Here is a 14,479-nt window from a genome sequence, read left to right on the forward strand (position 1 = left end):
ATGGGAAAACAGCTTTCAGGGAGCCGGATGAACGTGCCGCGATCCTCCGCCCCGACCGTCCTCGTCGTGATGGGCGTCTCGGGCTCCGGCAAGAGCACGGTGGCCGCGCTGCTGGCCGAGCGGCTCGGCTGGCGCTTCGCCGACGGCGACGACTTCCATTCGCCCGAGGGCGTCGCCCGGATGCGGGAGGGACATCCGCTCGACGACGCGGCGCGCATGCCGTGGCTCGGACGGATCCGGGCGTGGATCGATGCCCGTCTCGCGGCCGGCGAGAACGCGGTCGTCGCCTGCTCGGCGCTCAAGCGCGCCTACCGCCGGGCGCTGACCGGGGACCGCGCGCCGGTGCGGATCGTCTTCCTGGAGGGGAGCCGGGACGTCATCCAGGGCCGGGTCCGGGCCCGGCACGGCCACTTCATGCCGGCCTCGCTCCTGGACAGCCAGTTCGCCGCCCTCGAACCGCCGGGGCCGGAGGAAGACCCGATCACCGTCGGCATCGAGGATGGACCCGACGCCATCGTCGCGGCCGTCGCCACCCGGCTCGGCCTGCCTCCGGGCGACCTCTGCGGATAGGACCCCTTCATGGACATCGCCCTCGTCGTCTCCGACGTCGACGGAACGCTCGTCACCGACGACAAGCAACTGACGCCGGCCGCGGTCGCGGCGGTGCGGCGGCTCGGGGACGCGGGGATCGGCTTCACCCTGGCCTCCAGCCGCCCGCCGGTCGGCCTGCGCCATCTGGCCGAAGCGCTCGGCCTGCGGCTGCCGATGGGCGCCTTCAACGGCAGCACCGTCTGCGGCCCCGACCTCGCGCCGATCTCGGAGCGGCTGATCCCGGAGGCGGTCGCCCGGGCGGCGGTGGCGCGGCTCGACGCGGCCGGCATCGACGTCTGGGTGTTCGCAGGGGGCGCCTGGAACCTGCGCGACGGGCAGGCGCCCTATGCCGACCTCGAACGCCGCACCCTGCGGGCGGACCCCGTGGTGGTCTCCACCCTTGCGCCCCTGCTCGGACATGCGGCCAAGATCGTCGGGGTGAGCCGCGACCATGACGGGCTGGCGCGGCTGGAGGAGGCCCTCGCGGCCGAACTGAACGGCCAAGCCGCCGTGCACCGCTCGCAGCCCTACTATCTCGACGTGACGCCGCCCGGCATCGACAAGGGCAGCTTCGTCGCCGATCTCGGCCGGCGCCTCGGCATCGGGCGGGCGCGCATCGCCACGCTCGGCGATGCGGCCAACGACATCGCCCTGTTCCGCGAGAGCGGTCTCTCGATCGCCATGGGCAACGCCGCCCCCGCCGTCCGGCGGGCGGCCTCGGCCGTCACCGCGAGCAACGCGGAGGACGGTTTCGCCCGCGCGATCGACCGGTTCGTGCTCGGGGACACCTGAGGCCGGCCGCCGCCGCGAGGGAAGGGGACTGTGCCCATCGTGCGACAGGGCCGGCGCCGCGAGCCCCGGCATCCGCAGGGATTTGGCCCGGCTCCACGTTCCCGCCTCATTTGGCACCGACGCAAGGCGGACAAACTGAGCCGTAACGAGTGATGCCCGTGAGGCTCCCGCGGCGGACGCCCCCGTTCGGGGGCGGTCTGCCGATCGACGGGAGGCTCGCGAGACACCCAAAACGACCGGGTCTCCCATGCGATTTCTCCTCGCCGTCCTGCTTGCCGCCGCCGTTCCGGCGACGGCCCTCGCCCAGGAGGCGGCGCAGGAGGCGGCGCGGGACAACATCGATGCGCTGATCGCCGAGCAGGCCCGGGCCAACAAGGTGCCGGAAGCCTTCGTCCACCGGGTGGTCAAGCGGGAGAGCAACTACAACGCCCGCGCCAAGGGCGGCTCGGCGCTCGGCCTGATGCAGATCAAGCACGCCACCGCCCGCGGCCTCGGCTATACCGGCGACGCGGCCGGGCTCTACGACCCCGCGACCAACCTGAAATACGGCATCGCCTATCTCGCCGGCGCCTACCGCGCCGCCAGGGGCGATCTGGAACAGGCCTACCGCTACTACAATCGCGGCTACTACTACGCCGCCAAGCGCCTCGGCATCGACGCCACGCCGCCCGACGACGAGAGCGCGACGACCATCGCCGCGGCGGCGCAACCGGCCACCGCCAACGCGTCCGCCCAATCGGCCAACGGCTTCGACGGCCTGTTCGCCCGGCGCGGCGGCGCTCCGACCGCCGGCACGCAGGCGCTGGCCTACGCCGCGCCGGGCCCGGCCCCGACCGACGCCGTGGAAGTGCCCCTGCCGCCGCGCCGGCCCAGCGCGCTCTCCGGCACCGAAACGGTGCAGGTCGCGAGCCTTCAGCCGTCCGCCCCGGCCGCGGCGACGCTCCCGGCACAGCCGGCCCAGGCCCAGCAACCCCCGCGACAGACCGTTCCCCAGGCGACCGCGCAAGGCGCCGTGCAAGGCGCCGTGACGGACACCGTCGAGGTGCCGCTGCCGCCGCGCCGCCCCTCCGAGACCGTGCTCGCGGCCATCGCCCGGCCACCCGTCGCCGTGGCCCGCAAGACCGCCGAGCCCGCCCCGATTCTGGAGGCTTCGGCCGCCCCCGGCACGCCGTAAGACCTTTCCCTGTTCAGAGCCGGCGGGCAGACCCGGATTCTTGTGCCGGCCCCCGCTTCGGCGGTGGGCATCAGAGCAATCGCTTGAAGCGGTCGCTCTGCGTTTTTTGTAATACGCCATCCGGTTGATGAGTTCGGCCTGTCCTGCGTCATCGCGAGGCGAAGCCGTGGCGATCCAGGGCGCGCCCTTTCCGGACCTGTCGCGCCCTGGATCGCTTCGCGGCCGCTCGCGATGACGGAGGGTGGCCGAACCCGAAGCAATCAAGCGGAAACGGTATAAGCCTCAGACGCTGGCGCCCGCGTCCGCGGGCTCAGGCTTTCGCTCCGCTCGACGCTTTTCAGGCCTTCCGTCCTGAAAAGCCCGCTCCGCGCGGCGCTCTTGGTCGTGTCCCTTGGCACCACGAAACCGCTCACGCGGCTTCGCGCGATGGCCCTGCGGCGGGCACTCTAGCCAGTCGCCGTTCCTGCGGTTATACAGCCCGCCTCGAATCTCCGTCACTCAACGCGGTGCCATCGGCGATCCCCCGGTTCAGGGGATGGGCCTCGGGCGCCCTTTTTGCCTGAGGTACACTCCCATGGCCGTTCCGAAGCGAAAGACCTCCCCCTCCCGCCGCGGCATGCGCCGCTCCGCCGACGCCCTCAAGGCCCCGACCTATGTCGAGGACAAGGATTCGGGCGAACTGCGTCGCCCGCACCACATCGACCTGAAGACCGGCATGTACCGCGGTCGCCAGGTGCTGAAGGTGAAGTCCGCCGAGGCGTGATCGCCGGCCGCCACCGGCCGTTTCGATGATCAAGCCCGGTGGTCAGGCTCGTTTTCCGAAGGCCGCGGCCCGTGCGTAGAGCGCGGCCGCGGCCTTCGTGCGTTCGGAGCGCGCGGGACGCAGGGCCGGGTCGGCGCCGACGATCAACTGGGTGAGGAAGCCGGCCATCGGGCGGCGCCCCTGGACACGCCGGCCGGCGCCGGAAGCCGACACAGGCACGAGGTCGCGCGCAGGCGCAACCGAATCGGCGGGGCGGCCCGGCTCGGCACAATCCGTCTCGGAACGATCCACCATGCCACGCGCCTCCGGCCTCGCACGCATTCTCGTGCAAGGCCGGGGCCGACGTTAACCGGATCTCAACGATCCGTCTCGCGCCGTCCGGCAGGGCCATCGCCCGGACGCGACCGCCTTGAAGTCCGCCGCGCTCTTCGCGCGCGGAATACAGCGCAGGAGCGGGACCATCGTCAATGCTGCGAACCCGGACGAAGGGGCGCGCCGGAGGCGTGCAATCCCCGACCGGTCTCGACGCCATGCTTCGGCGACGCATCGCGGGTGGATGTCCGGGTTCCGCTGCGCGGCCCCGAAATGAGGGCGGCGATGGATCGGTGAGGGTCCGCAAGCGCCTTGAACCCGAGTTCGCAGCCTCGGGACCGCCGTGGCGCTACTTGCGCGCCAGCGATTCCAGGCGGGCCTGCATCTCCGCCATCTGCTTCTTCAGCTCGTCGAGGTCGCCCGAACCCGCGGCAGGGGCGGGCGGCGCGGCGGGAGCCGGGCTCGACGGCGGGGCGGGGGGACCGAAGCCGCCGGTGAACATCTTCATCGCGTCGCCGAAGAAGGTCATGTTGGCCCGCACCTGCTCCTGCAGCGCCTGCTGGAAGGCGGAAGGGCCGAAGCTCTGGGCGAGCTTCTCGCGAAGACCGTCCTGATCCCTGGCGAAGTTCGCCATGGAGAATTCGAGGAAGCTCGGCACCATCGTGCGCATGCTGTCGCCGTAGAAGCGGATCAACTGGCGCAGGAAGGCCACCGGCAGGAGATTGTCCTCGCCGGCCTTGTTCTCCTGCTCGAAGATGATCTGCGTCAGGACCGAGCGGGTGATGTCGTCGCCCGAGCGCGCATCGTAGACGATGAAGTCCTCGCCGTTCTGCACCATCGTCGCGAGGTCTTCGAGCGTGACGTAGGTGGATGTGCCGGTGTGATAGAGCCGGCGATTGGCGTATTTCTTGATGACGGTCTGATGCGCCCTGCCGTTCTCGGCCATCTTTGCGACACCTCCCGCTTCGGTCATGAGTCCGCGCAAAGCCGAACGCTCCGCCATGATCGGATGCCTGCCGAGCGTCTCTCACGAAACGCCCGCCGCGCCGCCGCGCCTCGCGTGAGCACGGTCGGCGAACGGGAGTTTCGTGAGGCGCTCTTACGCAAGCTTGGTCCTGTCATCGTTCGCAGCAACCTTAAGGCTTTCGCGACGCGGCGAAAACAGCAATTTCTCCCTGTCCCATAGAATCCGGCCGTGCCGAGGAGACGTTCCCGCCGGGTTGTCCGCAAGCACGCTTGACTTCGCCGGGCGTGCGCTCTTCATCCGGAGAACGGCAGGCCGCGCATCGGTCAATCCGGTCTACCAAAATCGCGCCGCCGAACGAGGAGAACGTCACGATGGCAGCCAGCGAAGATATCGTCATTGTCGGGGCGGCCCGCACGCCGGTGGGCTCGTTCGCCGGCGCCTTCGGCGCCGTGCCCGCCCACGAACTCGGCGCCGTGGCGATCAAGGCCGCGCTGGAGCGCGCCGGCGTCTCCCCGGACGACGTGGACGAGGTGATCTTCGGCCAAGTGCTCACCGCCGCCGCCGGCCAGAACCCGGCCCGCCAAGCCGCCATCGCCGCCGGCATTCCGGAGAAGGCGACCGCCTGGGGCCTCAACCAGGTCTGCGGCTCGGGGCTTCGCACCGTCGCCGTCGGCATGCAGCAGATCGCCAACGGCGACGCCACCGTCATCGTCGCGGGCGGCCAGGAATCGATGTCGCTCGCGCCCCACGCGCAGTACCTGCGCGGCGGCCAGAAGATGGGCGACCTGAAGCTCGTCGACACGATGATCAAGGACGGCCTGTGGGACGCCTTCAACGGCTACCACATGGGCCAGACCGCCGAGAACGTCGCCCAGGCCTTCCAGCTCACCCGCGAGCAGCAGGACCAGTTCGCGGTCCGCTCGCAGAACAAGGCCGAGGCCGCCCGCAAGGAGGGCCGGTTCAAGGAGGAGATCGCCCCCGTCACGGTGAAGGGCCGGAAGGGCGACACGGTCGTCGACACCGACGAGTACATCCGCGACGGCGCCACCGTCGAGGCGATGGCCAAGCTCAAGCCCGCCTTCGCCAAGGACGGCACCGTGACCGCCGCCAACGCGTCGGGTCTCAACGACGGCGCCGCGGCGATCGTGCTGATGTCGGCCTCGGAAGCCGAGCGCCGGGGCATCAAGCCGCTCGCCCGGATCGTCTCCTGGGCGACCGCGGGCGTCGACCCGAAGGTGATGGGCACCGGCCCGATCCCGGCCTCGCGCAAGGCCCTCGACAAGGCCGGCTGGAAGCCCGCCGACCTCGACCTGATCGAGGCCAACGAGGCCTTCGCCGCCCAGGCGCTCGCCGTGAACAAGGACATGGGCTGGGACGACGAGAAGGTGAACGTCAACGGCGGCGCCATCGCCATCGGCCACCCGATCGGTGCCTCCGGCGCCCGCGTCCTCATCACCCTGCTGCACGAGTTGAAGCGACGCGACGCCAGACGAGGCCTCGCCACCCTCTGCATCGGCGGCGGCATGGGCGTCGCCATGTGCATCGAGCGCATCTGAGCGATCGGCGCCGAGGGGAGGGCGCTCGACGCCCTTCCACCTCGGACCTCAAGCAGAATTTGACGAAATGAGCTTGAGGGTTTGTGAAATTTAAATGCGATGCAGGCCCACGGACGCCCGACCACACAGGCGGGGATGATGGGCGGGTGCCCGCTTCAGCGAAAGCGGTGACAGGATCGTTGCCCTGTCGGCCGCACGCCTAGCGGGTATTTCGCGAACCGGCTTAACAAAAACCCGATACGGGAGCACGGAGGAAACCATGGCTCAGGAACGCGTCGCCCTCGTCACGGGCGGAACGCGCGGCATCGGTGCCGCGATCTCGAAGCGCCTGAAGGACAAGGGCTACAAGGTCGCCGCCAACTACGGCGGCAACGACGAGGCCGCCAACGCCTTCAAGGCCGAGACCGGCATCCCGGTGTTCAAGTTCGACGTCGGCGATCTCGCGAGCTGCGAGGCCGGCATCAAGGCGATCGAGGCCGAGCTCGGGCCGGTCGACATCCTGGTGAACAACGCCGGCATCACCCGCGACGGCGCCTTCCACAAGATGACCTTCGAGAAGTGGCAGGCGGTGATCCGCACCAACCTCGATTCGATGTTCACCTGCACCCGGCCGCTGATCGAGGGCATGCGCTCGCGCAACTTCGGGCGCATCATCATCATCTCGTCGATCAACGGCCAGAAGGGCCAGGCCGGCCAGACCAACTACTCGGCGGCCAAGGCCGGCGTGATCGGCTTCGCCAAGGCACTGGCGCAGGAGAGCGCCTCTAAGGGCGTCACCGTGAACGTGGTCGCCCCCGGCTACATCGCCACCGAGATGGTGATGGCCGTGGCCGAAGACATCCGCAACAAGATCATCTCCACGATCCCGACCGGCCGCCTCGGCGAAGCCGACGAGATCGCCCACGCGGTCGAGTACCTCGCCAGCGACGAGGCCGGCTTCGTCAACGGCTCGACGCTCACCATCAACGGCGGCCAGCACTTCGTCTGATCGCCAGCCTCGGCTCCCCCTTATGAAGGTCGCCGGCCCGCTCGACGGGCCGGCGGCCTTCGCCGTTTCGCGACAAGTTCGCGGCAAGCGTGCTCGCCTGCCCGAAGAAAATACTTTATGGCCGCCTCCAACCCTCCCCGACACACGCGCTCGATGAACCGGCTGTGCTGCGCCTCGCGCTGATCCTGCGGCGGAACCTGCCCCGGCTGGCGGGGCTCGCGACCATCCCGCTGATCCGGGCGGTGTTCCTGCTCGCGCGAATGCTCGGCACCGACCGGGCGAGCGCGGCCGGCGGCCGGCTCGCGCGCCTCGTCGGCCCGTTCCTGCCCTCGCACCGCACGGCGATGGCCAACCTGCGCGCGGCCTATCCGAAGGAGGACGAGGCGCGGCTGCGGGCGATCGCGGGGGAGGCCTGGGAGAATCTCGGCCGCACCGGCGCGGAATACGCCCATCTCGACACGATCTTCGATTACGATCCCGAAAACCTCGCCACTCAGCGCATGGAGGTGCGGGGACTGGAGCAGTTCTTCGCGATCCGCGACGACGGCCGGCCGGGACTGATCTTTTCCGCGCATCTCGCGAACTGGGAGCTGCCGGCGATCTGCGCGGAAAAATTCGGGCTGGAAACCACCGCCGTGTTCCGGCCGCCGAACAACCCGGCCGCCGCCCAGCTCGTGCAGGAGGTGCGCCGCAAGACCATGGGGGGGCTGGCCGCCTCCGGGCCCGGCGCGGTCTTCGCCATGCAGGGCGTGGTGGAGCGCGGCGGCCATCTCGGCCAGCTCATCGATCAGCACTTCACCCGCGGCGTCGTGGTGCGGTTCTTCGGCCGTCCGGTTCTGGTCAACCCGCTGCTCGGCAAGCTCGCCCGCCACCACGATTGCCCGGTCCACGGTGCGCGGGTGGTGCGCAAGGCGGGCGGGCGCTTCCTGCTCGAACTGACGCCGCCGCTGGATCTGCCTCGCGGGCCCGATGGGCTGATCGAGGTTCGGGGCGCGATGCAGGCGATGACGACGGCGATCGAGGGCTGGGTGCGCGAGCATCCCGGACAGTGGCTGTGGATGCACCGCCGCTGGCGACCGGCGATGCTGCCGAAGGGCGTTCGCACGGACGAGCCCACCGGACTTCCGACGTCCCATCCATCGCCCTCATCCTGACACCAGGCGGCGGACGCCCGCCGCCTCGCCGTCGCGAGGAAGGTGGCGGATGGGACGACAGGCTGAGAGCCTGTTTGACTGCAGTGATCCCCTCTTCGACCCTCATCCTGAGGTGCCGCGTGAGCGGCCTCGAAGGATCCTCCAGATCCCGCGCGGTTCCTGGAGCCCCCTTCGAGGCCTCCGCTCCGGCACCTCAGGATGAGGGTTCAGGATGGGAGTAGGATCTTCCTCTCGCCTTGCCGTTGCCTGACGAAGACACGGCGGCCGGTCAAACAGGCTCTGACAGACCCGTCACACGGCCTGCGGTCGATCGCCTTGGGTTTTGCCGCCCTTGCCGTCATCGCGCGCGTCCGCGAAGCGGTCCGGAAGCGCGGCGAGGACGGGATTTGCGCATCCGCGCTCCGACGGGACGACGGTTACCGCCCCGCCCCGATCCGCCGGCTCATCCGCCGCGCCAGCCCTTCCGAGGCGACGAGCGCCAGCATCGAGACCGCGACCGAGACCAGGGTGAGGCGCAAGGCCCCCGCCTCGCCGCCCGGCACCTGGGTCAGGGTGTAGATCGCCGAGGGCAGGGTCTGGGTCTCGCCGGGGATGTTGGAGACGAAGGTGATCGTCGCGCCGAACTCGCCCATCGCCTTGGCGAAGGCGAGCACCGCGCCGGCGAGAATCCCGGGCAGGCTGAGCGGCAGGGTCACGCTCAGGAACACCAGCGGCGGCGGCGCGCCCAGCGTCGCCGCCGCCTGTTCGAGCCGGCGGTCCACCGCCTCGATCGACAGGCGCATCGCCCGCACCATCAGCGGGAAGCCCATCACCGCGCAGGCCAGCGCGGCGCCGGTCCAGCGGAACGAGAACACGAGGCCGATCTCGGCGAGCCACCCGCCGAGCCATCCGCGGCGGCCGAAGGCGAGCAGCAGCAGGTAGCCCGTCACCACCGGCGGCAGGATCAGCGGCAGGTGGACGAGCCCGTCGAGCAGAGCGTGGCCGGGGAAACGCCGCCGCGCCAGCAGCCACGCCACGGCCAAGCCGGGGACAAGGCTCGCCAGCGTCGCCACGGCGGCGACCCGGAGGGAGAGAAGGAGCGCCGTCGCCTCGTCGGGGGTCAGGCCGAGCCCGTCCGCGAGCCCGCTCACAGCGTCGGCGCCCGATGGGCCTGCCCCGGCCTCAGGGGAGCGCTCACCCGCGCGCCTCAGAGGCCCGCGGCGGCCTTGAGGGCGGCGTTGATGCGGTCCTGCCAGCCGGGACCGTCCTTCTGGAAGTGCTCCAGCACCGCCCGATCGATGCGCAGCGACACCGTCTCGCGCGCGCCCGGGATCGCCACCGGGGCCCTGGGCGGCTCCGGCGCGGCCTCGGGCGTCTTGCGCGTCACCGCCCGGAAGGCGGCCTCGGCCGCCTGGCGCGGATCGCTCGGGCGGCGGGTGCGGTCGATCGCCATGGCGGTCAGGCCGTCGCCTTCTTGCGGCCGCGCTTGGGCGCGGGCGGGTTGGCGGCCCGCTCGGCGGCCTCCTTGGCCTCCTTGGCGAGCCGCAGGGCGCGCAGGCGCACGGTGCGCTCGTCCACGGCTTTGACCGCCGCCAGATGCTCGGCCATGGCCTGCTGACCCTCGCGGGCCATGCGCTCGGCCCGCTCCGCGCGCTCGGCGGCGCGGGTCTTGGCGTCTGTGTCGTCGCTCATGAAAAGGTCTTTCGATGAGGGATCGCACCGCATGCGGTCCCGGCGGCGGCGCGCGGCGTCCCGACGCGGGGCAGAAGGAGCGCGGGACGGCAGAAAACCCCGGGCGGGACCGCCGGGGCGTCTTGCCCCGGGCTTAGCACGAAAGCGCCGGCAAAGACCAATTCCGCAGGGGCGAGGCAGGTTTTCCCCCGCTCTTCGCGCGGGGAAGGGCAGGCCCCCTCAATCCCTGTCGGCGCGCCGCAGGGACCCGTGCAGGACGCCCTGCGCATCGACCAGCCACAGCGCGTTCACCGCCTCGTCCTGGGTCGAGAGATCGCGCTCGTTGGCGAGGCGAACGGCCTCGTTCGGGCTCGCCGCGGTGATCGTCTCCTCGAACAGCGGCGGCCCGATCTGACCGTCGGCCGCCCGGCGGGCGCCGCGCAGGATGAAACCGGCATGCTTTCTCCTGATCGCTGCCGACGCTCCCCGAACGTCGGAGGAAGGGTGATACGGCGACGCGACGATGCAGGGGATCGAAGCGCATCGTCCACCGCCCGCCGGGCGGTCTGTCGGCGGGGATGTCAGGACGCGGCCCCCTCCAGGCCGGCGCAGGCCCGCACCCGCGCGACGGCCGCCGTGGCCTGGGCGGCCAGCGTTTCCAGGCGGGACACCGTGGCGGTGTCGAGCAGGACCATGGCGCACCAGTAGGCGCCGAGCGCCGCGACCGGCTCGGGCTTGCCGATCGGGACCATCACGAGGCTGCGCACCGCCTTGGCCATGTAGGCGGCGACCGGGACGCGGGGATCGCGGCCGATATCCGGCACGATGGCGGTCTCGTCGTTCAGCATCGCCCAGCCCGAGACGCACGCGTCGAGCGGGAAACGACGCCCCTTCCAGAGCGGCTCGATCGCGTCCTCGGCCACGTAGACGCAGGAATCCCCCTCGCGCAGCACGACGGCGATACCGTCCGAGCCCGCGATCCATCGGGCGGTCCGCGCCAGCACGGCGACGACATCGTCCAGGGACCGAGCCGCCGCCATCAGCTCCTCGGTCCGCGCCAGTTGGGGATCGGGCTGGGAACGCTCATCGAACATGCGGACAGGCTAGAGTTTTTAGAGCGCCTCGTACAGGCGGCTCAGCCCTCGGCCGTCACGGGATCGTGACCATCGATCCGGTCCGGCGCGCCCGATCCTCCAGGGTGTAGGTCGATGACGAGGCGCTCCACGGGTTCGCGCACGTCGATACCCTCGGCGAAGGTGCCGGCGGAGGCGAAGAACACCTGGCCCGACACCCGATCGGTGCGGGTCCGCCCGTCCGCCGACAGTTCCGACGTGACCCGACTCATCCGCGAGACTTTTCCGGCGAAGCCCCCCGAGAGCAGCACGCCGACGGCGAGGTCGCGGGTGGCGAGCATCCCACCGAGGAGGGCAGCGCGTTGCACCGCAGCGCAATACGACCCTGCAAGGGACTGAGACCGAACCGCTCGAACGCCTCTTCCGGCCCGGTCGCGCTTCTGGATTGCTTCGCCTGACGACCGCAATGACGGTGCGGGCCGCCCTTTGCGTCATGGCGAGGCTTCAGCCGAAGCAATCCAGACCGCAACGGTGACCGGCTTCGCCCCCCCTTCCGCGCCCGTCGGCAGATCGCAGGACGGGGTTCGTGGTCTTGCCTCACCTTAAAAAACTCACCGCCACCGGCACCAGGATCGCGGTCAGGAACGCGTTGAGCCCCATGGCGATGCCGGCGAAGGTGCCGGCGACCTCGCTGACCTGGAAGGCGCGGGCGGTGCCGAGGCCGTGGGCGGCCAGCCCCGCCGCGAAGCCGCGGGCGCGCATGTCCTCGATGCGCAGGGTCCGCATCAGCGGCGTGACGATGATCGCGCCGGCCATGCCGGTCAGCATCACCAGCACCGCGGCGAGCGTCGGATCGCCGCCGAGCGCCTCGACGATGCCCATGGCGACACCCGTGGTCACGGATTTCGGCGCCATGGCGAGCCGCACGTCGTAGGGGATGCCGGCGAGCTTGGCGAAGACGAGCGCCGAGGTCATCGCGGTGACGCAGCCCACGACGAGGGCGGCGAGCATCGGCAGGAGCGCGCGCATCACCGTCGCCCGGCGCTCGTAGAGCGGCACGGCCAGCGCCACCGTGGCGGGGCCGAGCAGGAAGTGCACGAACTGCGCGCCCTGGAAGTAGGCGGCATAGGGCGTGCCGGTGACCACGAGCACGAGGCCGATCATCCAGATCGCGTGGACGACCGGGTTGGCGATCGGGTGGCGCCCGGCCGCCCGGAACAGCCGGTCGGCCACCGCGTAGGCCAGCAGCGTGACGGTGAGCCACAGGAGCGGCGTGCGGGTGAGATAGACCCACAGGGCGAACTCGCCGTTCATGGCCGGTCCAGCAGGCGGGACACCGCGACGAAGGTCAGCACGGTGGCCGCGAGCGTCAGGGTCACCGAGAGGGCGAGCACGGCCGCGAGCGCCACCCCGTGGTTCGCCAGCATGTCGAGCTTGCCGACGATGCCGACGCCGGCCGGCACGAACAGGATCGAGAGATGCGCGAGCAGGCCCCTGGCGGCGTTCTCCAGGCCGCCGTCGACCAGGGGCGGCGGCAGCAGGCGCGCGGAGGCCGGCCGCGTCCGGTCGCGCAGGACCAGGAAGACGAGGAGCAGCGCCATGCCGATCACCGGCCCCGGCACCGGCAGGCCGGCCGCGCGCGCGGCGATCTCGCCGAGGAGCTGGGCGAGCAGGATCAGGGTGAGGCTGACGATCACCGCGGCGTCTTCGCTGGTCTCGGGATTCCAAAGGGATGATCCCTTTGGCGGGGCGCCGGGGCAGCGCCCCGGCTTCCCTTCACCAGGGCTCCGCCCTGGACCCTTTGACAAGGGCTTGCCCTTTCGAAACCCCCGATCTTTGCATCGCGGCTCATCACGTGCCGGCCGGCTCTCGGAAGCCGCGGTCGCGGGCGGCGGCGATGCCGGCCTCGTCGAAACCCAGGAGCTTGCCGAGACGCCAGACCAGCGCCTCCTCGAACTCGTGCAGCGCGCCGTCGGCACCGGCCACCGACCACGCCATGGCGAGCAGCCGCCCGCGCTGCTCGGGATCGCCGTCGTCGCGGATCAGCTCGACGAGGCTGGTCATGTCGCGGGTCTGCGCCTCGAAGGCGGCGGCGCGCTCGATCAGGCTCTCGGCCTCGGCATCGCTGCGGGCGTAGCGGCGGCGCACGAGGCGCACCAGCCGCTCGGATTCCGCCGGGTCGAGCACGCCGTCGGCCCGGGCGACGTGGACCAGCAGCGCGGTGGCCGCGAGGTGCTCCTCGCTGCCGTCGGGCACCGTCTCGGCCGGGGCCGGCAGGCCGAAGGCCGAGGAGGCGTAGGAAAGGAGGCGCTGAAGGAGGGGCATGTCCGTTCCCGTCCGGATATGCGGCTTGCGCGCGGCGCCCGGCCGCCGGCCGTCGTCTCTCCGGCGGCGGCGGCGGGGCGGGCGTTTCGCGTGAGACGCGTGCGGGCGCCAAGGTCGGGGCCGGACCCGGCAGGGTCAAGCGAGGAGGCTGTCGGCATGGGGCCGGGCGTGCCGTTTCGCGGGCAGCGTGGCCCGGCTGCACCGGCACGGCGTCGGGCTTCGGGACGGTCGGCAGCGCCCCGTGCGCCGACGGAGCCGGCCGGCTTCGCCGGGACGCGCCCTTCCCGAAGACGACCGGCCGATACGGGAAAATCTTCCAACGTACCCGACAGATAGGCCCGTGCCTTGCCGCGCAAAGTCCATGTTACGTTTTGTCAGGTGATTTCATCCGAAACGATCTCTATAAATTGAGGGTCAATTAAGAAGATCATAAAGAGGAACGACAATCCCATGAACGCCATTCGAACACTCTGCGCGACGTTGCTCGGTGCAACTGCGCTCGGGACGGCGTGCCTCGGTCTCGGCACGGCCTCGGCGCAGCCCGCCAGCGGTCCTCAGACGGGCATCGTCCTTCGCAACACCATCACCGGCGAGGCCATGGACACGTCCCAGGGCAAGCCCGGCGGTCGCGACACGCAGGCGGTGAAGACCTTCCTCGAGACGGGCAAGAACATCTACATCGACGACAAGTCCTGCCTGCGCAACGGCGAGAGCCTGTTCCTCACCTCCTGCTCCGGCTGCCACGGGCACAATGCGGAGGGGAAGGTCGGCCCCGGGCTCAACGACAATTACTGGACCTATCCGCTGAACACGACGGATGTCGGACTGTTCTCGACGATCTGGGGCGGCGCCAACGGCATGATGGGCCCGCACAACGAGGATCTCAATCCCGACGAGATCCTGCAGGTCATCGCCTGGATCCGGCACCTGTATACCGGGCCGGCCAAGGATGCCGAGTGGCTGACGGCCGAGCAGAAGCAGGCCTACACGCCCTACAAGGGCCACGAGACCTTCGCGCCGGACGAGAAGGGCCAGTGCAAGCCGCTGGCGGAGTGACGCTCAGGCGGGCGCCGGGCCGGTCGGGAGGAGGGCGACCGGCCCGCTGGGGGGGCCGGGGGCGAGGCCGAATACCGG

At 70.8% G+C, this 14,479-nt stretch carries 17 protein-coding genes and 1 pseudogene; 8 read left to right on the forward strand and 10 right to left on the reverse strand.

What is annotated here, in order from left to right:
• The first annotated feature begins 27 nt into the window (after positions 1-27).
• The 4 genes from PGN25_20410 to rpmF all read left to right on the forward strand — a co-directional run bounded on the left by PGN25_20410 (position 28) and on the right by rpmF (position 3,320).
• The gene (locus PGN25_20410) at positions 28-570 is read left to right on the forward strand and encodes a gluconokinase (GenBank protein ID MEH3119878.1); all 543 of its coding nucleotides are present in this window, start codon (positions 28-30) and stop codon (positions 568-570) included.
• Between the two features lie 9 nt (positions 571-579).
• Positions 580-1,383 (forward strand): Cof-type HAD-IIB family hydrolase, encoded by an 804-nt coding sequence (locus PGN25_20415; GenBank protein ID MEH3119879.1) that lies wholly within the window; start codon positions 580-582, stop codon positions 1,381-1,383.
• A 247-nt stretch (positions 1,384-1,630) separates the two neighbouring features.
• Positions 1,631-2,557, forward strand: a complete 927-nt coding sequence (locus PGN25_20420) for a transglycosylase SLT domain-containing protein (GenBank protein MEH3119880.1) — start codon at positions 1,631-1,633, stop codon at positions 2,555-2,557.
• A gap of 574 nt (positions 2,558-3,131) precedes the next feature.
• Complete coding sequence (rpmF, locus tag PGN25_20425; GenBank protein ID MEH3119881.1) at positions 3,132-3,320, forward strand: 50S ribosomal protein L32; 189 nt, start codon at positions 3,132-3,134, stop codon at positions 3,318-3,320.
• Positions 3,321-3,362: 42 nt separating this feature from the next.
• On the opposite strand, the gene PGN25_20430 is transcribed toward rpmF, so the two are convergent.
• Together PGN25_20430 and phaR are read right to left on the reverse strand one after the other, a co-directional pair.
• On the reverse strand, positions 3,363-3,488 hold the full coding sequence (locus PGN25_20430; GenBank protein ID MEH3119882.1) for a hypothetical protein: 126 nt from the start codon (positions 3,486-3,488) through the stop codon (positions 3,363-3,365).
• Between the two features lie 493 nt (positions 3,489-3,981).
• Complete coding sequence (gene phaR, locus PGN25_20435; GenBank protein MEH3119883.1) at positions 3,982-4,578, reverse strand: polyhydroxyalkanoate synthesis repressor PhaR; 597 nt, start codon at positions 4,576-4,578, stop codon at positions 3,982-3,984.
• Positions 4,579-4,970: 392 nt separating this feature from the next.
• On the opposite strand from phaR, the gene PGN25_20440 reads away from it, so the two are divergent.
• The 3 genes from PGN25_20440 (at position 4,971) to PGN25_20450 (ending at position 8,297) form a co-directional block, all read left to right on the forward strand.
• Positions 4,971-6,155 carry an acetyl-CoA C-acetyltransferase gene (locus tag PGN25_20440; GenBank protein ID MEH3119884.1) on the forward strand — a complete coding sequence of 395 codons (1,185 nt, stop codon included), beginning with the start codon at positions 4,971-4,973 and terminating at the stop codon, positions 6,153-6,155.
• Positions 6,156-6,414: 259 nt separating this feature from the next.
• Positions 6,415-7,143 carry an acetoacetyl-CoA reductase gene (phbB, locus tag PGN25_20445; GenBank protein ID MEH3119885.1) on the forward strand — a complete coding sequence of 243 codons (729 nt, stop codon included), beginning with the start codon at positions 6,415-6,417 and terminating at the stop codon, positions 7,141-7,143.
• Positions 7,144-7,307: 164 nt separating this feature from the next.
• Positions 7,308-8,297, forward strand: a complete 990-nt coding sequence (locus PGN25_20450) for a lipid A biosynthesis lauroyl acyltransferase (protein ID MEH3119886.1) — start codon at positions 7,308-7,310, stop codon at positions 8,295-8,297.
• A 416-nt stretch (positions 8,298-8,713) separates the two neighbouring features.
• Here the strand turns inward: PGN25_20450 and modB are convergent, their stop codons facing one another.
• From modB to PGN25_20490, 8 genes and pseudogenes are all read right to left on the reverse strand, one after another.
• Positions 8,714-9,427 (reverse strand): molybdate ABC transporter permease subunit, encoded by a 714-nt coding sequence (modB, locus tag PGN25_20455; protein ID MEH3119887.1) that lies wholly within the window; start codon positions 9,425-9,427, stop codon positions 8,714-8,716.
• Between the two features lie 56 nt (positions 9,428-9,483).
• Positions 9,484-9,729: a BrnA antitoxin family protein gene (locus PGN25_20460; protein ID MEH3119888.1), complete on the reverse strand. Its 246-nt coding sequence runs from the start codon at positions 9,727-9,729 to the stop codon at positions 9,484-9,486.
• A 5-nt stretch (positions 9,730-9,734) separates the two neighbouring features.
• The gene (locus PGN25_20465) at positions 9,735-9,968 is read right to left on the reverse strand and encodes a hypothetical protein (protein ID MEH3119889.1); all 234 of its coding nucleotides are present in this window, start codon (positions 9,966-9,968) and stop codon (positions 9,735-9,737) included.
• A 560-nt stretch (positions 9,969-10,528) separates the two neighbouring features.
• A complete protein-coding gene (locus tag PGN25_20470) occupies positions 10,529-11,041 on the reverse strand; it encodes a GAF domain-containing protein (GenBank protein MEH3119890.1) in 513 nt (170 codons plus the stop codon).
• A gap of 104 nt (positions 11,042-11,145) precedes the next feature.
• Positions 11,146-11,361 (reverse strand): annotated as a pseudogene (locus PGN25_20475) (sodium-independent anion transporter).
• Positions 11,362-11,617: 256 nt separating this feature from the next.
• The gene (locus tag PGN25_20480) at positions 11,618-12,334 is read right to left on the reverse strand and encodes an LrgB family protein (GenBank protein ID MEH3119891.1); all 717 of its coding nucleotides are present in this window, start codon (positions 12,332-12,334) and stop codon (positions 11,618-11,620) included.
• Positions 12,331-12,717: a CidA/LrgA family protein gene (locus PGN25_20485; GenBank protein ID MEH3119892.1), complete on the reverse strand. Its 387-nt coding sequence runs from the start codon at positions 12,715-12,717 to the stop codon at positions 12,331-12,333. Before PGN25_20485 ends, PGN25_20480 begins: the two co-directional genes overlap by 4 nt.
• Positions 12,718-12,871: 154 nt before the next feature.
• Positions 12,872-13,345 (reverse strand): TerB family tellurite resistance protein, encoded by a 474-nt coding sequence (locus tag PGN25_20490; GenBank protein ID MEH3119893.1) that lies wholly within the window; start codon positions 13,343-13,345, stop codon positions 12,872-12,874.
• 450 nt (positions 13,346-13,795) lie between these two features.
• Between PGN25_20490 and moxG the strand changes: the two genes are divergently transcribed.
• Positions 13,796-14,401, forward strand: a complete 606-nt coding sequence (moxG, locus tag PGN25_20495; GenBank protein ID MEH3119894.1) for a cytochrome c(L), periplasmic — start codon at positions 13,796-13,798, stop codon at positions 14,399-14,401.
• The last annotated feature ends 78 nt before the right edge of the window (positions 14,402-14,479 follow it).

Origin of the sequence: Methylorubrum populi (genome assembly GCA_036946625.1) — a bacterium.
GTDB classification, from domain to species: domain Bacteria; phylum Pseudomonadota; class Alphaproteobacteria; order Rhizobiales; family Beijerinckiaceae; genus Methylobacterium; species Methylobacterium populi_C.